Annotated in this window: 15 protein-coding genes and 1 tRNA gene; 1 reads left to right on the top strand and 15 read right to left on the bottom strand. The window is 53.8% G+C overall.

Annotation, left to right across the window (positions count from 1 at the left end; translation table 11 throughout):
* Positions 1 to 86: 86 nt before the first annotated feature.
* From pnp to ftsH, 13 genes are all read right to left on the bottom strand, one after another.
* Positions 87 to 2201, bottom strand: coding sequence for a polyribonucleotide nucleotidyltransferase (gene pnp, locus RKA07_RS14180; protein ID WP_227714746.1), 2115 nt, complete (start codon positions 2199 to 2201; stop codon positions 87 to 89).
* 309 nt (positions 2202 to 2510) lie between these two features.
* Positions 2511 to 2780 (bottom strand): 30S ribosomal protein S15, encoded by a 270-nt coding sequence (gene rpsO, locus RKA07_RS14175; protein WP_100638168.1) that lies wholly within the window; start codon positions 2778 to 2780, stop codon positions 2511 to 2513.
* Positions 2781 to 2858: 78 nt separating this feature from the next.
* Complete coding sequence (gene truB, locus RKA07_RS14170; RefSeq protein ID WP_200369671.1) at positions 2859 to 3788, bottom strand: tRNA pseudouridine(55) synthase TruB; 930 nt, start codon at positions 3786 to 3788, stop codon at positions 2859 to 2861.
* Positions 3785 to 4219: a 30S ribosome-binding factor RbfA gene (rbfA, locus tag RKA07_RS14165; RefSeq protein WP_200202961.1), complete on the bottom strand. Its 435-nt coding sequence runs from the start codon at positions 4217 to 4219 to the stop codon at positions 3785 to 3787. Before rbfA ends, truB begins: the two co-directional genes overlap by 4 nt.
* Positions 4219 to 6780 (bottom strand): translation initiation factor IF-2, encoded by a 2562-nt coding sequence (infB, locus tag RKA07_RS14160; RefSeq protein ID WP_310966623.1) that lies wholly within the window; start codon positions 6778 to 6780, stop codon positions 4219 to 4221. The genes rbfA and infB overlap by 1 nt, the downstream gene beginning before the upstream one ends.
* A 17-nt stretch (positions 6781 to 6797) precedes the next feature.
* Positions 6798 to 8291 carry a transcription termination factor NusA gene (nusA, locus tag RKA07_RS14155; RefSeq protein WP_200202963.1) on the bottom strand — a complete coding sequence of 498 codons (1494 nt, stop codon included), beginning with the start codon at positions 8289 to 8291 and terminating at the stop codon, positions 6798 to 6800.
* A gap of 54 nt (positions 8292 to 8345) precedes the next feature.
* Positions 8346 to 8807: a ribosome maturation factor RimP gene (gene rimP / locus RKA07_RS14150; RefSeq protein WP_200202964.1), complete on the bottom strand. Its 462-nt coding sequence runs from the start codon at positions 8805 to 8807 to the stop codon at positions 8346 to 8348.
* Positions 8808 to 9125: 318 nt separating this feature from the next.
* Positions 9126 to 9210: transfer RNA gene (locus tag RKA07_RS14145), tRNA-Leu, on the bottom strand.
* Between the two features lie 5 nt (positions 9211 to 9215).
* Positions 9216 to 9575 (bottom strand): preprotein translocase subunit SecG, encoded by a 360-nt coding sequence (secG, locus tag RKA07_RS14140; protein WP_200202965.1) that lies wholly within the window; start codon positions 9573 to 9575, stop codon positions 9216 to 9218.
* A gap of 24 nt (positions 9576 to 9599) precedes the next feature.
* Positions 9600 to 10373, bottom strand: coding sequence for a triose-phosphate isomerase (tpiA, locus tag RKA07_RS14135; RefSeq protein ID WP_310966622.1), 774 nt, complete (start codon positions 10371 to 10373; stop codon positions 9600 to 9602).
* A gap of 76 nt (positions 10374 to 10449) precedes the next feature.
* Positions 10450 to 11793 (bottom strand): phosphoglucosamine mutase, encoded by a 1344-nt coding sequence (gene glmM, locus RKA07_RS14130; RefSeq protein WP_200202967.1) that lies wholly within the window; start codon positions 11791 to 11793, stop codon positions 10450 to 10452.
* On the bottom strand, positions 11793 to 12623 hold the full coding sequence (gene folP, locus RKA07_RS14125; RefSeq protein ID WP_310966621.1) for a dihydropteroate synthase: 831 nt from the start codon (positions 12621 to 12623) through the stop codon (positions 11793 to 11795). The genes glmM and folP overlap by 1 nt, the downstream gene beginning before the upstream one ends.
* A 115-nt stretch (positions 12624 to 12738) precedes the next feature.
* A complete protein-coding gene (gene ftsH / locus RKA07_RS14120; protein ID WP_265091919.1) occupies positions 12739 to 14682 on the bottom strand; it encodes an ATP-dependent zinc metalloprotease FtsH in 1944 nt (647 codons plus the stop codon).
* A gap of 321 nt (positions 14683 to 15003) precedes the next feature.
* Here ftsH and yhbY point away from each other — a divergent pair, with 321 nt between their 5' ends.
* A complete protein-coding gene (gene yhbY, locus RKA07_RS14115; RefSeq protein WP_200202969.1) occupies positions 15004 to 15315 on the top strand; it encodes a ribosome assembly RNA-binding protein YhbY in 312 nt (103 codons plus the stop codon).
* Positions 15316 to 15402: 87 nt separating this feature from the next.
* Here the strand turns inward: yhbY and greA are convergent, their stop codons facing one another.
* Both greA and carB read right to left on the bottom strand, forming a co-directional pair.
* Complete coding sequence (gene greA, locus RKA07_RS14110) at positions 15403 to 15882, bottom strand: transcription elongation factor GreA (RefSeq protein WP_200202970.1); 480 nt, start codon at positions 15880 to 15882, stop codon at positions 15403 to 15405.
* A 4-nt stretch (positions 15883 to 15886) separates the two neighbouring features.
* Positions 15887 to 19105: a carbamoyl-phosphate synthase large subunit gene (gene carB / locus RKA07_RS14105; RefSeq protein WP_200369675.1), complete on the bottom strand. Its 3219-nt coding sequence runs from the start codon at positions 19103 to 19105 to the stop codon at positions 15887 to 15889.
* Positions 19106 to 19187: the final 82 nt, after the last annotated feature.

Genomic DNA, 19187 nt, shown 5'->3' with positions numbered 1-19187 from the left:
ACACCCTGCCTTCCCCAAACTAAAGCCCGGAAAACAAAAAAACCGCCAATCCATAGGAAAGGCGGGTTTTTATTAGCTGCTAACTATCAGTCAGAAAAGTCAGTCGGCTGCTCGCCTTCTTTCACTTCCTTCATGGACAGCTTCACACGGCCTCGGTTATCAACATCCAGAACCTTGACCAGAACTTCCTGACCTTCACTCAGCTCGTCAGTCACGTTCTCAATCCGGCGCTCGGAGATCTGGGAAATGTGCACCAGACCATCCTTGCCAGGCAGAATGTTAACAAAGGCACCAAAGTCCACAATGCGCTCAACGCGGCCCTTGTAGATAGCACCAACCTCAATCTCAGCAGTAATTTCCTTAACCCGGTTAACCGCCGCCTGAGCCGCTTCCTGGTTATCTGCGTAAATCTTCACGTTACCGTCGTCGTCCAGATCAATGGAAGCGCCAGTTTCGTCACAGATAGAACGGATCATGGAGCCGCCCTTACCGATAACGTCACGAATCTTCTCAGGGTTGATCTTGATCGCAGTGATGCTTGGAGCGCGCGGAGAAAGCTCGGTACGCGACTCAGAGATAACCTTGTTCATCTCACCCAGAATGTGCTGACGCGCGCCATAAGCCTGCTCAAGAGCAAGTTCCATGATTTCGTCAGTAATACCCTGGATCTTGATGTCCATCTGCAGTGCAGTAATACCGTCTTTGGTACCGGCAACCTTGAAGTCCATATCACCCAGGTGATCCTCATCACCCAGAATGTCGGTCAGGATGGCAAACTTGTCGCCTTCCTTGACCAGACCCATGGCGATACCGGCAACTGCTGCCTTCAGCGGAACACCAGCATCCATCAACGCCAAGCTTGAACCACAAACAGACGCCATAGAGCTGGAGCCGTTGGACTCAGTAATCTCGGACACCGAACGAACGGCATACGGGAATTCTTCCAAAGTCGGCATAACAGCCATCACACCGCGCTTGGCAAGACGCCCGTGGCCAACTTCACGACGACCTGGGGTGCCAACACGGCCCGCTTCACCTACCGAGTACGGAGGGAAGTTGTAATGGAACAGGAACGGATCCTTACGCTCGCCTTCGAGTGCATCGATAGTTTGCACGTCGCGGGAAGTACCCAGAGTCGTCGTAACGATTGCCTGAGTTTCACCACGGGTAAACAGTGCAGAACCGTGAACGCTTGGCAGAATGCCCACTTCGATTTCGATCGGACGAACTGTCTTGTTGTCACGGCCATCGATACGGGGCTTACCGTCGATAACCTGCTGACGAACAACTGCCTTCTCGATCTTACCGAAGTTCTTCTTAACATCTTCCGCAGAAGGCTCGCCTTCCTCTTCGCCGGCAAGCTTTTCAACCGCAGCGGCTTTGATTTCGCCAAGACGCTCGTAACGAGCCATCTTGTCGCGAATTCCGTAGGCTTCTTCGATCGCACCGGCAAACTCGGCTTTGATCGCGCCCAGTAGTTCAGTGTTTTCAGCAGCTGGCTGCCAATCCCAACGGGGCTTGCCATTTTCGGCTGCGAATTCCTTGATTGCAGTAACGGCTGCCTGCATTTCCTGGTGAGCATAAAGCACGCCGCCAAGCATCTGGTCTTCGGTCAGGCCTTTGGCCTCAGACTCAACCATAAGTACGGCTTCGTCCGTACCGGCCACAACCATATCCAGCAGTGAGCTTTCCAGCTCTTCAAAGCTTGGGTTTACGAAGTAACCTCTTTCGTTGGTGTAACCAACGCGACAAGCACCAATAGGGCCGTCAAAAGGAATACCGGAGATAGCCAGAGCGGCTGAAGCAGCCAGCATGGCAGCAATATCCGGATCCTGCTTCTTGCTGGACGACATTACCGTACAGATGACCTGGGTTTCGTTCATGTACCCGCTCGGGAACAGCGGACGAATCGGACGGTCGATCAGACGGGACGTCAGAGTTTCTTTCTCGGAAGGACGTCCTTCACGCTTGAAGAAACCGCCGGGGATTTTGCCCACAGCGTAGGTTTTTTCAAAATAGTTAACAGTCAGCGGGAAGAATGGCTGACCCGGCTTGGCTTCTTTGGCGCCAACAACAGTACCCAGAACCGAAATATCACCAATGGTGACCAGAACGGAACCTGTAGCTTGACGAGCAATACGGCCCGTTTCCAGAGTGACGGTTTCGCCACCCAGTTCAAATGATTTCTTACGCGGTTGCAGATCCACAACGAACTCCTGCGTTATCTGTTCAGAATGATTGAAGTGTGATTCTGAAGACACTCTGCCTGAAAGCTAACAGGCTGTTGTAAAACCCCGGCTGGATAGTCGGCACGCTGACATCGCGTACCGCCCGGGCTTTCAACAACCTGCTATCTAATTCAGCTTTCCAATACGACAGAAAAGCCCAGTTTCACCAAATTACTCAATGCAGTGATGAAAAGCACAACCGGCAGGCCCCCTGAGGAACCCGCCGGCTGGTGGCTACTTCCGGAACAATGCCGGAGCAGCCGTCAGGTCGTAAGACCGGATTTAGCGACGCAGACCCAGGCGCTTGATCAGCTCCAGGTAACGATCGCCGTTCTTCTTACGAAGGTAGTCCAGCAGCTTACGACGCTGGTTTACCATCCGAATAAGGCCACGGCGGGAGTGGTGATCCTGCTTGTTAACCTTGAAGTGATCCTGCAGCTTGTTGATGTTGGCGCTCAGCAGTGCAACCTGCACTTCCGGAGAACCAGTATCACCTTCAGCTTGCTGATAATCTTTAACGATCTGTGCTTTCTCATTGGCAGACAATGCCATAACTCACCTCAATGTTTGCGATGCTGTCTAATCCGGCCGAACCGCGCATCTCTACAGCCCGGCTAAACAGCGGCGCGCTTAACGCTTGCCGCTGTCACTCACCAGCCGACGTGGAACCAGTTTGGTCTCCTCGCCTTCCGGCAATGCTTCTGCCAGCCCGACAAAACCTTCGTTGCCATAAATGCGAACGAAGCCGTCATAAGCCTGGCCCGGTATTCTAACCGGTTGTCCATTCAATATCGACACCAAAGGCTGCCCCGACAGGCGGTGCTCCGGGAACATCGAAAGTGCTGCATCCGGTGCAACCAGAAGGCCATCCAGACTTTCATCACGCTCTCGCATAGCCTCAAGATCAGGCACTGCATGCACATCCGCCAGGGTAAACCCGGCAGCCAGAGTGCGCCTCAGCTCAATCACATGAGCCCCACAACCCAAGGCCTCGCCGATATCTTCAACGAGTGAGCGAATGTACGTACCCTTGGTGCATTTAACCGCAATATCCAGCTCATTTTCGCGCACAGCCAGAAGCTCAAGCTCGTAAATGGTTACCGGGCGTGCCGGGCGCTCAATTTCGATGCCTTCGCGGGCATATTCATAGAGCGGACGTCCATTGTGCTTGAGCGCGGAATACATGGAAGGGACTTGCTGGATATCACCACGGAACTGTTCAAGCACCGGCTCAAGCACTTCCGGTGTAAGATTTTCAGGTACTGGTTTGGTAGCAACCACAGCGCCTTCACTGTCACCGGTTTCGGTACGCTCACCGAGCCGCGCGGTAGCGATGTAGGCTTTATCGCTGTCCAGCATCATTTGGGAGAACTTTGTCGCTTCGCCGAAACACAGGGGAAGCACGCCAGTTGCAAGCGGGTCGAGAGCACCGGTATGGCCAGCCTTGGCAGCACCGTAAAGGCGCTTTACCTGCTGCAAAATGCCGTTGGAGGTAATACCCAACGGCTTATCGATTACCAGAATGCCATTAACTTCACGGCCTTTGCGTCTGCGGCTCAAGCGTTTGACTCCGGATCACTCTGACTGTCGTCCTGACTTTCTTCATTCAGCGTAACGGCTGGCTTGTCGCCAACCGCCTCGCGAATCAGGTTGTCCATTCTGCGGCTGTAGCCTTGAAGCGCATCAAAGTGGAAGCGAAGTTGCGGTATAACCCGCAGTTTCATGGCTCTTCCCACTTGCCCACGCAGGAACCCCGCCGCTCTGTTCAGTACGGAAATCGAATCCACGACCTCGGGAGACTCAGCAGTGAGCTCCTCGGTAGTCAACAGGGAGACATAGATATCGGCGTAGCCAAGGTCACGACTGACCTTGACCGCATTCACCGTTACCATGCCTAACCGCGGATCCTTGACCTCACGCTGAATCAGCAGGGCAAGCTCACGCTGCATCTGATCGCCAATGCGATCAATACGACTGAACTCTCTAGCCATTAGGCCCCCGTGGATTCGAGCTTACGCTCGACCCTGATACGATCAAAGACTTCGATCTGGTCACCGACCTTCACATCGTATCCCTTAACACCGATACCACATTCCATGCCGTTACGGACTTCGGGTACGTCGTCCTTGAAGCGGCGCAGGGATTCCAGCTCACCTTCAAAGATAACCACGTTGTCACGCAGCACACGAATCGGCTTGTTCCGGTATACGTTGCCCTCGGTCACCATGCAGCCAGCTACCTGACCAAACTTTGGTGAACGGAACACGTCGCGAACATCGGCAATGCCAACAATATCTTCGCGGAATTCCGGTGCCAACATACCTGTCAACGCGCCTTTAACATCGTCCAGCAAGTTGTAAATGATGCTGTAGTAGCGCAGATCCAGACCTTCCTGTTCAACCAGGCGCTTGGCTGATGTATCAGCACGCACGTTGAAGCCGAAAATTACGGCATTGGTTGCCATAGCCAGGCTTACATCTGTCTCAGCAATACCACCAACGCCAGACGACACAATTTTCACCTGAACTTCTTCGTTACCCAGATCCTGCAGCGACTTGGTAATCGCTTCCAGAGAACCGCGCACGTCTGTCTTGAGAACCAGGTTGAGGGTTTTAACTTCATCCTTACCCATGTTCTCGAACAGGTTCTCAAGCTTGGCTGCCTGTGCCCGCTGCAAACGCTGCTCGCGCTCACGTACGTGGCGGAACTCTGCCAGCTCTTTCGCCTTGCGCTCATCAGCTACAGCGAAGAACTCATCACCGGCGTTAGGCGTACCGTTCAAACCCAGAATCTCAACAGGGATAGACGGACCCGCTTCTTTAACTTGCTTGCCAGCCTCATCAGTCATTGCCCGGACCTTACCGAAGAAGGACCCAGCTACAACCATATCGCCCCGGCGCAATGTACCGTTCTGAACCAATACAGTAGCTACAGAACCACGACCGCGCTCAAGACTGGACTCAACAACAACGCCATTAGCTGGCGCGTCAGGAGAGGCTTCAAGCTCAAGAATTTCGGCCTGAAGCAAAACTGCTTCCAGAAGCGTATCAACGCCTTCGCCCGTGTGCGCGGAGATTGGTACGAACTGTACGTCGCCGCCCCAGTCTTCCGGGATAACTTCGATAGCAGAGAGCTCGTTCTTTACGCGATCCGGGTCGGCCTGCTCTTTGTCCATTTTGGTGATTGCCACAACAATGGGCACACCAGCAGAGCGGGCATGCTGCACCGCTTCTTTAGTCTGTGGCATAACGCCATCATCAGATGCAACTACCAGAATAACGATATCCGTACACTGGGCTCCACGAGCACGCATCGCTGTGAAAGCCGCGTGGCCCGGGGTATCCAGGAACGAAATCATGCCGTGGTCGGTTTCAACGTGGTATGCGCCAATGTGCTGCGTAATGCCACCGGATTCACCTGAAGCGACCTTGGTACGCCGAATGTAATCCAGCAGCGACGTCTTACCATGGTCAACGTGGCCCATAACACTCACAACAGGGGCACGCTTGGCCTTTTCCTGGCCTTCCACTTTGAATTCGCTGAGCACGTCATGCTCAAAAGCGTCATCGCTAATCGGCTTGGCCTTGTGACCCAGCTCCTCAACAACCAGTGTCGATGTTTCCTGGTCCAGAGGTTGGTTAATGGTTGCCATCACGCCCATGCCCATCAATGCTTTGATGACATCACCGGATTTGACGGCCATCCGCTGGGCAAGATCGCCAACGGTAATCACTTCGGGAACTTCTACTTCTCTGACCATTGGTTTGGTCGGCCTCTCGAAGCCATGACGCTTCTCTTTGGGTTTCTTTTTCGCCCGCAGTGGTTTGCGCAGCGTGGTGTCATCATCATCTTCCGAGACTACCAGCGGTGCATCTGCAGGACGACTGCGTGGCCCACGATGTCCAGCCTGCTTTTTCTTGGGCTTACCATCTTCAGCATCGTCGCCACGTTCGCGAACTTTTTCTTTCTTCTTCTTGGGCTTGCGATCTTTACCATCACCTTCAGGCGGCGGCATCGGGATATCTTCCGGAGCAATCACCGGATCAGCTTCTGCCGCTTTCTTGGGCTCAGCTTTTTCAGCTGCTGCCGGCTCATCCACAACCGGTCCTTCCACCTTGGCTGCCTCAGAAGGCACTTCCGTCTCGGCCTGAGGCGCAGTTACCTTTGGCGCCTGCTCTGCCTGGGACTGCTCTACTTTTTGCTCTTCCGGCAACTCTTCTGCTACTGGTGCTGGCGTTGCCACTTCTGGCTCCGGTTGCAGCTCCGCACGCTTGACATAAGTGCGGCGCTTGCGTACTTCCACATTAACGGTCTTGGCTTTACCAGCCTTGAGCGTGGTAGTGGTCTTACGCTTGAGAGTAATCTTGTTCGGCTCAGCGCCTGCTTCACCGTGGGTCTTTCTCAGATAGGTCAGCAGCTGCTGCCTCTCATCACTGGATACAGCGTCGTTTTCCGAGCGGGCTTTCAGGCCAGCTTCCACGATCTGTTTCAGCAAACGATCCACGGGAGCGCCTACATCTTCGGCCAGTTGTTTTACCGTTACTTCAGCCATACTGGTCTCCTCCCGAATTAAGCCTGGTCTTCAAACCAGGGGGCGCGTGCTGCCATAATCAACTGGCCTGCACGCTCTTCATCCATACCTTCGATATCGAGCAAATCATCAACCGACTGCTCCGCCAGATCTTCCATGGTACGTACACCCATGCCGGCGAGTTTAAACGCCAGACCACGATCCATTCCGTCCATGCCCAGAAGATCTTCTGAGGGTTCTGCGCCGTCGAGGGCCTCTTCGCTAGCCAGAGCCTGGTTCAATAGGACATCTTTGGCTCTGCGGCGCAGCTCGGTGACTGTGTCTTCATCAAAACCTTCAATTGCCAGCATTTCTTCCATGGGTACATAGGCAACCTCTTCAATAGAGGTAAAGCCTTCGTCAATGAGCACGCCGGCAAATTCTTCATCCACATCAAGATGCGCAGTAAATGTTTCAACCAGAGTATTGTACTCCTGCTCCTGACGCTCACCGGCCTCCTCTTCAGTCATAACGTTAAGAGTCCAGCCTGTCAGCTCGGTCGCCAGGCGCACGTTCTGACCGTTACGGCCTATAGCTTGAGCCAGGTTGTCTGCCGCTACAGCTACTTCCATGGTGTGGCGATCTTCATCCATCACAATGGAGGCCACTTCTGCCGGAGACATGGCGTTAATAACCAACTGTGCGGGGTTGTCGTCCCAAAGAACGATATCAACACGCTCACCGCCCAGTTCGTTGGAAACAGCCTGAACACGGGAGCCGCGCATACCTACACAAGCACCAACAGGGTCAATACGACGGTCGTTGGTTTTCACTGCAATCTTGGCGCGGGAGCCAGGATCACGGGCAGCACCACGAATTTCGATCAAGTCCTCGGCGATCTCGGGAACCTCAATGCGGAACAGTTCAACCAACATCTGCGGAGCCGAACGGCTAAGAATCAGCTGTGGACCGCGGTGATCCGTGCGGATCTCCAGCAACAGCGAACGAACCCGGTCGCCCATGCGGAAGGTTTCACGCGGAATCAGGTGTTCTCTGGGCAGCAAGGCTTCAGCATTAGCGCCAAGATCGACAATTACGTTATCCCGAGTAACCTTTTTGACGGTACCTGAAACCAGCTCGCCAACACGGTCACGGTAGCTGTCGACAATTTTGCTGCGCTCAGCTTCACGAACCTTCTGGAAGATAATCTGCTTCGCGGCCTGAGCCCCGATGCGACCGAAGGCAACCGACTCAGCCTTTTCTTCATAGGTATCGCCCGGTTTCAGTTCGGGATCAATTTCTTCGGCTTCCTGAAGCGTCAGCTCGGTGCCAAGAGCAGGCACCGCATCGTTATCAACGATCAGCCAGCGACGGAAAGTTTCATACTCTCCGGTGCGACGGTCGATAGAAACACGCACATCCGACTCTTCATCTTCGTAGCGTTTTTTTGCCGCGGTGGCGAGTGCCAGTTCGATTGCCTCGAAAATCACTTCCTTCTCGACGCCTTTTTCGTTCGAGACGGCCTCAACTACCAGCAAGATCTCTTTACTCATTGGATTGCCCTGCCCTGAAAATAAACTGTGCATCTACTGAGTTGTTCAAATAGCTCACTCGAATACCGGAATGATTTGGGCTTTTTCAATGCTGTCAAAAGGCAACAAATACTCATGATCGTCTACAACAATCACAACTTCGTCGTCTTCCACACCCTTTATAAGCCCTTGAAACTTGCGTCGACCTTCAAACGCCATGCGCAAGCGAATTTGTACTTGATGCCCCACAAACGCCTGATATTGCTCAGGCCGGAACAGCGGTCGATCCATTCCCGGTGATGAAACCTCAAGCGTGTACTCGGTCTGGATGGGGTCTTCTACATCCATAACACCACTAATCTGACGGCTGACTTTCTCGCAATCGTCGATACCAATGCCTTTCTCGGCATCGTCTATAAAAACCCGAAGCATGGACTGATAGCCCTTGGAGCGATACTCAATGCCCCAATACTCGTAACCCATGCCTTCGACCACAGGGCGAAGAATGTCTTCCAGTTGTTTAAGCTTGCCTGACAAGTTAGGCGGTCTCCGTATGAAATTTACCGGCCCAAAAAACAAAAAAAGGGCTGTTGATCAGCCCTTTTTACGCACCAGGGCCTGTTGCGCCAGGCCCCTTAATCAAAAAGCCCCGATAACCGGGGCCTTTTGTTGCAAGAACTCGCAGGAAGCAAACCGGTAAACCGCTTCCTGCTGACAGACACCTGGCCTGCCAGAAGCCCAACAACAAAAGATGTCAGACTCCAATATCCGCCGGAGTATAGAGACGCCGAACGGACTGGTCAAGGACTGCTCAAAAAAACGGCCTGGATAATCCAAGCCGTTTTCTCATTCAATTGGTGCCCAAGGCCGGACTCGAACCGGCACAGCTTTCGCCACTACCCCCTCAAGATAGCGTGTCTACCAGTTCCACCACTTGGGCAAACCTCACTCGAGCTCGGGAAGATCAGACTCCCCGCTCCCGGTTTCGCTTCCAGCCGCATCCTGAACCGGAGCCTGGCGGGATTCCTTAACAGTTGGAATACCGGCTTCTCCAGCCACCTCAGCGCGCTGCTTGGCAAATACTGCCAACGAAAAACTTGTTACAAAAAACACGATTGCAAGCAAGGTTGTCATACGGGTCAGGAAACTGCCACTACCCTGACTACCGAATACCGTTTGCGACGCGCCGCCACCGAAGGCTGCACCCGCGTCCGCACCTTTGCCTTGCTGGATCAGAACAAGACCCACCAGTGCCACCGCGATAACCACGTGCACAACGACTACCAGTGTCTCCATCCAATCCATATCGATTCTCGCAAACCTTTAACTTTATGCACCCGCCGGGAAATACCGGCAAATACTAACAAAATCTTCTGCGACCAGCGATGCGCCACCGATTAAACCGCCGTCTATATCGGGCTCAGAAAAAAGCGCCGCTGCATTATCCGCTTTTACACTGCCGCCGTAAAGCAATGAAATCTCTTCGGCCGGGGCGCCCATATCTTTAAGTACGCCGCGTATTGATGCATGCATAGCCTGAGCGTCTTCTGCAGTAGCCGTCTTACCGGTACCGATAGCCCAAACTGGCTCGTAGGCGACTACGATATTCTTCCATGCACTTGCGCTACTTGCTGCCCGAACTACTGACGACAATCCTGCACGAACCTGAGCAGCAACAACCGATTCTGCCTGCCCGGACTCCCGCTCTTCGAGCGTTTCGCCAACACACACAATGGCCGTCAAACCACTGGCAAGAACCAGCGACACCTTCTCAGCGACCTGCTCATCAGTTTCACCGAAAAGCTGACGTCGCTCCGAGTGCCCAACCAGCACATAACGACAGCCGGCATCTTTTGCCATTTCCGAAGAAATCTCTCCGGTATAGGCGCCTGCCTGCCACTGCCCTACATTCTGGACGCCAACTGAAACAGCATCCTGCGCCAGCCTCAACACATCCCCGACATATAGTGCGGGAGGAATAATAACAACCTCCACGCCATTATCAAGAGATCCGGTCTCAGACCGGACATAGCCAACCAGTTTTTCCGAAAGGTCTTTCGACCCGTTCATTTTCCAGTTACCGGCTACAATCCTGCGACGCATAACAGTTCCCGAATGTAAGGGAGGGCGCACTATACAGCAGTCCCTCATAACAGACAACCGCCTGAATTCAACAAAATCAGGGCGTTGAGTTTTCTACAACTTTCACCAGCTTTTCCACAACGCGACGTATATCTCCGGCATTCCGGCCTTCCGCCATCACTCGTATCAAGGGCTCAGTCCCCGATGCCCGTAGCAAAATCCTGCCCGCATCACCAAGCTCCAGCTCTGCTTTCTTCACGGCCTCAACAATATCCGCACGACTGAATGGATCAAAGCGCTGCTCTACGCGCACGTTTATCATGGTCTGGGGCAACTTACTCATGCCTTTGCGCATTTCAGCAAGCGTTTTTCCAGACTTCCAGATTGACAAAAGCACCTGGAGCGCCGAAACGATACCATCACCGGTGCTGGTGCAATCCCGAATGACCATATGCCCAGAGCCCTCGCCACCTAGCACCCAATCATTTGCGATCAACCGCTCCATCACATAGCGGTCACCGACATTGGCACGCTCGAATGATATCCCCATCTCTGTCAGGGCCAACTCAACCCCAAGATTGGTCATAAGCGTACCAACCACGCCACCCTTGAGACGCCCCTCTTCAAACCTCTGGGCAGCCATGACGTACAGTAACTCGTCGCCATCAACTTCGGAGCCGTCACGGTCAACCATAAGTACCCGGTCACCATCGCCATCGAAGGCAATTCCCAGATCAGCATCTTTATCGATAACTGCCTGCTTGAGAGCATCCAGATGTGTAGAGCCAACATTCAGATTGATGTTCAGCCCGTCTGGCTCCGCACCAATAACAAACACCTTGGCTCCCAGCTCGCGAAATACCTTTGGTGCTACGTGGTACGTAGCGCCGTGCGCGCAGTCAAGTACGATCTTCAGGTTATCCAGGGTAAACTCATTCGGCACGGTGCTCTTGCAGAATTCAACGTAACGCCCCGGCGCATCCTCTATTCTTGAGGCCTTACCCAACTCTCCCGGACCGCAAACCTCAATGGGCGTCTCGAGCCAACGCTCAATTTCTGCCTCCAGAGCATCATCGAGTTTGGTGCCCTCAGCGGAGAAGAACTTGATACCGTTGTCGTGATGGGGATTGTGGGAGGCACTGATCACGATACCTGCAGATGCCCGAAATGTACGAGTCAGATAGGCTATGGCCGGCGTGGGCATTGGCCCCAGAAGCTTCACATCCACTCCCGCTGCTGACAGACCTGCCTCGAGCGCAGATTCGAACATATAGCCAGATAAGCGGGTATCTTTGCCAATCAGCACACTGTTGCGCTGACCTGCTTTCTTGAATGCCTGTCCGGCAGCCCAACCCAAATGCAACATAAACTCAGGGGTAATTGGATGCTCACCCACTCTGCCGCGTATGCCGTCGGTTCCAAAATATTTTCTTCCGGCCATTAACTTGCCCCCTTTACGGCCGCCGCAATCTTGACGGCATCTATAGTTTCCCTGACATCGTGCACACGAATAATACTGGCACCCTTCATTGCAGATATTGTCGCGGCCGCGAGGCTCGCCGGCAACCTTTCATCAACGTCCCGACCCGTAATATGGCCAAGCATGGACTTTCGGGACATACCCACCAGCAACGGATGCCCCAGCGCCCGAAGCTGATCCAGATTAGCCAGCAGGCGCAAATTATGCTCAAGGTTTTTCCCAAACCCAAAGCCAGGATCGAGAATGATGTTCTCCGCAGAAATTCCAGCCTTCGCTGCAAGGTGAACGCGCTGAACCAAAAACTCCCCCACCTCTCGCATTACGTTCTGATATTCGGGGCGCTCCTGCATGGTTTGCGGCTCCCCCTGAATATGCATAATGCACACAGGCACATCGGCAGCTGCTGCTGCAGCCAAGGCTCCATCTCTTTGCAGTGCACGTACATCGTTAATGAGCCCAGCCCCCAGTTCAACCGCCTGAGCCATGACTGCCGGAGTACTTGTGTCAACGGAAACCACCACATCCAGCTCCCGGGAAATAGCCTCAACCACAGAACAAACCCGATCAAGCTCTTCCTGGACCGACACAACTGCAGCACCAGGGCGGGTTGACTCACCACCCACATCAATAAATGCTGCACCATCAGCGACCATCTGACGGGCTTTCAGAAGCGCCACATCAAGCTGATTGAACCGACCGCCATCGGAGAACGAATCTGGTGTCACGTTAAGGACACCCATTACATGACAACGGGACATGTCCAACGCTCGTCCGGCAAATTTCATTTCCATAAAAAACCTTTCTGGACTGGCATACCTGAACCGGGGGAAGAGCAACTTGCAAAAACAAACGCCGCCCATAGTCAGGGCGGCGTCAATCAGCTTGAGCGCTTTGAAGCCAGGAAGCTTAATGCTCTCCCGCTGGACGACCTACATCTGGCCGCTTGCCATCGTCAGCCGGCCTGGATTCGGAAGCACTGTCGGAACCGCCTGCTTTGGCACCACCTGCTGAACCCCGATCATCCCAGCCTTTGGGCGGACGCGGAGTGCGACCTTCCATAATGTCATCGATCTGATGACGATCAATGGTCTCGTACTTCATCAAGGCTTCTGCCATAGCATCGAGCTTATCCCGGTTAGCGACCAGAATCTCTGTCGCCTTCTCGTAGCACGAATCGATGATATTTCTGACTTCCTCATCAATACGCTGCGCCGTTTCGGGAGAGTATACCGTTTGCGCCTGGCCGGCCGAACGACCAAGGAACGGCTCTTCGCTGTCAGTATCGTACTGCAATGGCCCGAGCTTTTCGGACAAGCCCCAACGAGTGACCATATTACGCGCCAGACTGGTGGCACGCTCAATATCATTCGAGGCACCGGTGGTAACGCCGTCAAAGCCTAGCGTCAACTCTTCCGCAATACGACCGCCAAACAAACTACAAATAGAGCTGATCAGGAAGCGCTTGCTGTGGCTGTACCTGTCCTCTTCGGGCAGGAACATGGTCACACCCAGAGCGCGACCACGAGGAATAATGCTCACCTTGTAAACCGGATCATGCTCAGGCATCAACCGGCCAACAATCGCGTGGCCCGCCTCGTGGAAAGCAGTATTCAGCTTTTCCTTTTCACTCATCACCATGGACTTGCGCTCGGCGCCCATCATGATTTTATCTTTCGCGAGCTCAAATTCTTCCATGGATACCAGGCGCATATTCCGGCGAGCTGCAAAGAGCGCTGCCTCGTTAACCAGGTTTGCAAGATCAGCACCGGAGAAGCCCGGAGTACCACGAGCAATCAGCGCAGGTTCAACGTTCTCATCCAGGGGCACTTTTTTCATATGCACCTTGAGAATTTGCTCACGACCAATGATGTCGGGCAGACCAACAACCACCTGGCGATCGAAACGACCTGGGCGCAGCAGCGCCGGATCCAGAACGTCCGGGCGGTTAGTGGCAGCGATAACGATAACGCCTTCGTTGCCTTCAAAGCCGTCCATTTCAACCAGCAACTGGTTAAGGGTCTGCTCACGCTCGTCGTGACCACCACCCATGCCAGCGCCACGGTGACGACCGACCGCATCAATTTCGTCAATGAAGATGATGCAAGGGCTTTGTTTCTTCGCCTGTTCGAACATGTCCCGCACACGGGATGCACCAACACCCACGAACATCTCAACAAAGTCCGAACCGGAAATCGAGAAGAACGGAACCTTCGCTTCGCCGGCAATGGCCTTGGCCAGCAGGGTTTTACCTGTACCTGGCTGCCCCACCATCAATACGCCTTTGGGAATGCTGCCACCAAGACGCTGGAACTTACTGGGATCCCGAAGAAAATCCACCAGTTCTTTAACATCTTCTTTGGCCTCATCCACACCGGCCACATCGGCAAACGTGGTTTTGATCTGATCTTCGCTCATCAGGCGCGCTTTACTCTTGCCGAACGACATGGGGCCTTTGCCACCACCTCCGCCCTGCATCTGGCGCATGAAGAACACAAACAGCGCAATAATGATCAGAATCGGGAAAGCTGCAACCAACAACTGCGTCCACAGGCTCTGGCGCTCGGGTTCTTTACCGATCACCTCCACCTTGTTCGCCAGCAGATCGTCCATCAGCTTGTTGTCCGCCACTTGTGGGCGAATTGTCTGAAACTGGGAACCATCGCCACGGGTGCCCTGAATTTCCAGACCATCAATAGTGACTTTATTGACCTGGCCCTGCTGGACCATCTCAACGAATTGGGAGTAATTGACTTGCTGACCGGTGGTGGTGGGAGAGAAGTTCTGAAACACCATCAACAGTACCGCGGCTATTATCAGCCAGAGAACCAGATTTTTTGCCATATCGTTCAAGGATCATCACCTGTGAATTGAAGAGCAGGCCATCGAAGGAACTACTCTTTACTGACACCTTACACCAATTATACGTCTATCCACCAGAAACGGCCCATCCGTAACGGCCACAGAAAAACGTAGCTGCGGATCAACCTGAAGACGTTCCTGAACGCCGGATAAATCCCCATGTTCCTTGTATGTGGGCCTTATCTCGGAAATTACAACGCCTGCAGGGTGATCTGTATACAAGGTTGTCTGTTACAATCCGCCGATTATACGACGTTGCCAGCGAATATGCCGCTGACCTTTTGTTAATTGCACCGATAAAGAGAATACATCATGAGCCTTTCAGCGGAACAGCGCCGGGAATACCGGGCCATCGCCCACAACCTGAAACCCGTCATCATTGTGGGCGACAAGGGACTCTCCGAAAACCTCCAGGAAGAACTGGAGCGCGCCCTGAACGACCACGAGCTTATCAAGATCAAAGTGGCGAGCCAGGATCGGGAAGCCCGCCAGGAAGCAATCACTGCCCTGTGCGAAGCCAGTGGCGCTGAGCTAGTGCAAACCATTGGCAAGATTGCTGTGTTGCTGCGCAGAGCCAAGAAGCCAAACCCGAAGCTGTCTAACCTCTTGCGCCTCAGGAACTGACTTTCCTGTAACTCATAAAACAAAAAGCCGGCTGCATATCACTCAGCCGGCTTTTCTTTGTGGGCTGGATTTACCAGCGCTGCAAAATCAGATGTATTCAACCTTTCCGATTTCGTACTCCACAGTACCTGATGGCACACGGATGGCGACAACATCATCTTCGCTCTTGCCTACCAGTGCCCGCGCAATGGGCGAAGAGATCGATAATTTGCCTTCCTTGATATCCGCCTCATCTTCACCGACGATTTTGTAAACCACCTCTTCGTCAGTATCCATATTCAACAGATGGACCGTGGTGCCGAAGATCACCCTGCCGGTATTTTCCATTTCCGTTACGTCGATTACCTGCGCCGCAGAAAGCTTGCCTTCGATTTCCTGAATACGGCCCTCTATGAAACTCTGTTGCTCACGGGCAGCATGGTATTCAGCATTTTCCTTGAGATCACCGTGCTCGCGAGCATCCGAAATGGCCGCAATAACCCGCGGCCGATCCTTGGATTTCAGCTGCTGGAGCTCCTCACGTAAGCGGGCTTCGCCCGCCTTGGTCATAGGCACTCTATCACTCATAATCTTACTTCCCTGCGTGGAGGTCTTGCAGGCGGCGTACTGTACGCTCCGGGCCAAATTTGATGGCCCGACAGAAGGCTTCGCCGCCCGCCAGTGTTGTTGTATAAGCTACTTTGGTCTGCAGAGCTGACTGGCGAATCTGCGCCGAATCAGACACAGCCTTGCGACCTTCGGTAGTATTAATGATGAGCTGAACCTGGCCATTCTTGATGGCGTCCACAATATGCGGGCGCCCTTCGCCAACCTTGTTAACCCGCTCCACTTCGATGCCCTCAGCACGGAGCGCTTTCGCAGTTCCAGTGGTAGCAACAAGTTCGAAGCCAATAGCCACCAGATCACGGGCAACCTGAATTGCTCCTGCCTTATCTACATCACGAACCGACATAAATACGGTTCCGCTGGACGGCAAACGCTCGCCAATCGCCAGCGACGCCTTGGCAAAGGCCTCGTCAAAGCTATCACCAAGCCCCATTACCTCACCCGTGGACTTCATTTCGGGCCCCAGGATCGGATCAACCGAGGGGAACTTGTTGAACGGGAATACAGACTCTTTTACCGCATAGTAGCTGGGCACGACTTCTTTGGTGAAGCCCTGCTCGGCAAGTGAGGTGCCCGCCATAACACGCGCTGCAACCTTGGCCAGAGACACTCCAATAGCCTTGGATACGAAAGGCACCGTTCTTGAAGCACGCGGGTTGACCTCGATCACGTAGATCTCGTCATCCTGCCATGCCAACTGAACGTTCATCAACCCGACAACCTCAAGCTCGAGAGCCATCTTCCTGACCGCATCACGCATGGCATCCTGAACTTCCGGCGGCAGCGTGTATGGCGGTAAGGAGCACGCAGAGTCACCGGAGTGAATACCCGCCTGCTCAATATGCTGCATGATTCCACCAATAACGACATCGGTACCGTCGCAGATGGCATCGATATCGACTTCAATGGCTGCATTCAGGAAGTGGTCCAGCAAAACCGGGCTGTCGTTGGAAACCAGCACGGCGCTGCGCATGTAACGCACCAACTCGTCCTCGCCGTAAACAATCTCCATTGCCCGGCCACCCAACACGTAGGAGGGGCGAACCACCAGCGGATAGCCAATCTTACTGGCTGCAACAATTCCTTCTTCAAGACTGCGCACGGTGGCGTTTTCCGGCTGCTTGAGCCCAAGGCGCTGAATCATCTGCTGGAACCGCTCACGATCTTCCGCGCGGTCTATCGCATCCGGGCTGGTACCAATAATGGGCACTCCGGCGGCTTCCAGGCCACGAGCCAGTTTCAGGGGTGTCTGCCCGCCATACTGGACAATCACGCCTTTGGGCTTTTCTATGTGGATAATTTCCAGCACGTCTTCCAGAGTAATTGACTCAAAGTACAAGCGGTCAGAGGTATCGTAATCGGTGGATACCGTCTCCGGGTTGCAGTTGATCATGATGGTTTCGTAGCCATCTTCCCGCATGGCCAGTGCCGCGTGAACACAACAGTAATCGAACTCGATGCCCTGACCAATCCGGTTAGGGCCACCACCAATAACCACGATTTTTTCGCGATCAGTCGGCTCTGCTTCGCACTCTTCCTCGTAGGTGGAGTACATGTAAGCGGTATCGGAGGCAAACTCTGCTGCACAACTATCAACACGTTTGTATACGGGGCGAATATTCAGATCGTGCCGCAGCTTACGCATGCTCACGTCCGTAATGCCCAGCAACTTGGCCAAACGGGCATCCGAGAAGCCTTTACGCTTCAGGCGGAACAGGGTGGCGTGATCAATATCGGCCTTACCGGCTGATTTCAGCGCCTGCTCTTCTCGAATCAGATCTTCGATCTGCACCAGATACCAAGGGTCTACATGGGTGTACTCAAATACATCTTCCACGGTTAGCCCGGCACGGAACGCATCACCGATGTACCAAATACGCTCGGCACCGGGAACACTGAGTTCGCGAGTGAGGGTTTCACGAGAGGTTTCCGAGGTAAATTCTTCGAGCCGCTCATCAAATCCGTCTGAGCCGACCTCCAGCCCACGAAGGGCTTTCTGCAGGGATTCCTGGAAGGTGCGACCGATGGCCATGACCTCACCCACAGATTTCATCTGGGTGGTAAGGCGGGCGTCGGCCTGGGGGAATTTTTCGAATGTAAACCGGGGGATTTTGGTAACGACATAGTCGATGCTGGGCTCGAACGATGCCGGTGTTATACCACCGGTAATTTCATTGCGCAGCTCGTCCAGCGTGTAACCAACGGCCAATTTGGCAGCAACCTTGGCAATCGGGAAACCCGTTGCTTTGGAGGCCAGCGCCGATGACCTGGAAACCCTTGGGTTCATTTCAATCACAACCATGCGGCCGGTGTCCGGATGGATACCAAACTGCACGTTGGAACCACCGGTTTCCACGCCGATTTCACGCAGTACAGCCAGGGAGGCGTCCCGCATGATTTGATATTCTTTATCAGTCAGCGTCTGCGCTGGTGCGACGGTGATGGAGTCACCCGTGTGGACACCCATGGCATCGAAGTTCTCGATGGAGCACACGATTATGCAGTTATCTGCCTTGTCGCGCACAACTTCCATCTCATACTCTTTCCAGCCAATCAGCGACTCATCGATGAGCAGCTCGTTGGTGGGCGAGAGATCAAGCCCGCGGGTACAGATCTCCTCAAACTCATCCCGGTTGTATGCAATACCACCGCCGGAGCCACCCATGGTGAACGAGGGACGAATGATGCACGGGAAGCCGATGTCTGCAGCGACCTTCCACGCCTCTTCCATAGTGTGTGCAATGGAGGCACGAGGACACTCAAGGCCAATTGCCTTCATCGCCTTGTCGAAACGGCTCCGATCTTCGGCTTTGTCGATGGTGTCGGCGTTGGCGCCAATCATTTCCACACCGTACTGGGCCAACACTCCGTGCTTTTCCAATTCCAGTGCGCAGTTCAGTGCCGTTTGGCCGCCCATGGTTGGCAGTACGGCATCAGGTCTTTCTTTTTCTATAATTTTGGCAACGGTTTGCCAGGTAATCGGCTCGATGTAGGTGGCATCCGCCATCACCGGGTCGGTCATAATGGTGGCCGGGTTCGAGTTAACCAGGATGACGCGGTAGCCTTCCTCACGCAGGGCTTTACAGGCCTGGGCTCCGGAGTAGTCAAATTCGCACGCCTGCCCGATTACAATCGGGCCTGCGCCCAGAATCAGGATGCTTTTAATATCGGTCCGTTTTGGCATGTCTTGGTAAACCTGTCAGCAACATTTAAATTCTTGCAGCGCATAAACGCGGCGCGTGTCTGGTGTGGCACTTTTGCCATGA

It is taken from the genome of Marinobacter xiaoshiensis, assembly GCF_031631795.1.
In the GTDB taxonomy this organism is placed as follows: Bacteria; Pseudomonadota; Gammaproteobacteria; order Pseudomonadales; family Oleiphilaceae; genus Marinobacter; species Marinobacter xiaoshiensis.
Note: the sequence above shows the minus strand (reverse complement) of the source record. Positions and strands in the feature narration are given on the sequence as shown.

Bases quoted from the DNA above. Each gene is read 5' to 3' on its own strand.
- nusA (WP_200202963.1), bottom strand. From the start codon at position 8,291: ATGAGTAAAGAGATCTTGCTGGTAGTTGAGGCCGTCTCGAACGAAAAA.
- secG (WP_200202965.1), bottom strand. From the start codon at position 9,575: ATGGATTGGATGGAGACACTGGTAGTCGTTGTGCACGTGGTTATCGCG.
- glmM (WP_200202967.1), bottom strand. From the start codon at position 11,793: ATGGCCGGAAGAAAATATTTTGGAACCGACGGCATACGCGGCAGAGTG.
- infB (WP_310966623.1), bottom strand. From the start codon at position 6,780: ATGGCTGAAGTAACGGTAAAACAACTGGCCGAAGATGTAGGCGCTCCC.
- yhbY (WP_200202969.1), top strand. From the start codon at position 15,004: ATGAGCCTTTCAGCGGAACAGCGCCGGGAATACCGGGCCATCGCCCAC.
- rpsO (WP_100638168.1), bottom strand. From the start codon at position 2,780: ATGGCATTGTCTGCCAATGAGAAAGCACAGATCGTTAAAGATTATCAG.
- greA (WP_200202970.1), bottom strand. From the start codon at position 15,882: ATGAGTGATAGAGTGCCTATGACCAAGGCGGGCGAAGCCCGCTTACGT.
- folP (WP_310966621.1), bottom strand. From the start codon at position 12,623: ATGGAAATGAAATTTGCCGGACGAGCGTTGGACATGTCCCGTTGTCAT.
- rbfA (WP_200202961.1), bottom strand. From the start codon at position 4,219: ATGGCTAGAGAGTTCAGTCGTATTGATCGCATTGGCGATCAGATGCAG.
- tpiA (WP_310966622.1), bottom strand. From the start codon at position 10,373: ATGCGTCGCAGGATTGTAGCCGGTAACTGGAAAATGAACGGGTCGAAA.
- carB (WP_200369675.1), bottom strand. From the start codon at position 19,105: ATGCCAAAACGGACCGATATTAAAAGCATCCTGATTCTGGGCGCAGGC.